Here is a 264-nt window from a genome sequence, read left to right on the forward strand (position 1 = left end):
CTGCCCTTGCTAACTCGAGTGACCTGATAGTCTAGCTCCGGCGGAGCATACGCTTCATCATTGGGAGACGGTGGGATAAATTCATCCTGGCGACCTGCGCAACCAATCATATTCACGACCAGAAGTGCGACTACTGCGATGTAATAAAGCACACCAATCGCATGAGACTTTGCAAGCCCCGCTTTATTCGCTTTTTGCTTTTCCATCTCAGCTTCCTTCATGCCTGACTCCCTTTGGCGCTATGACTGCTGAGCTATGTATTGC

Annotated in this window: 1 protein-coding gene; it reads right to left on the reverse strand. The window is 50.0% G+C overall.

Going from position 1 to position 264, the window contains the following annotated elements; all coding sequences use genetic code 11:
• Positions 1-221: hypothetical protein (locus FQ664_RS26225; RefSeq protein WP_218570435.1), on the reverse strand; the 221-nt coding region annotated here is incomplete at its 3' end.
• Positions 222-264 lie beyond the last annotated feature (43 nt).

The sequence above is a fragment of the Pseudomonas persica genome (assembly GCF_900291015.1).
Classification (GTDB): domain Bacteria; phylum Pseudomonadota; class Gammaproteobacteria; order Pseudomonadales; family Pseudomonadaceae; genus Aquipseudomonas.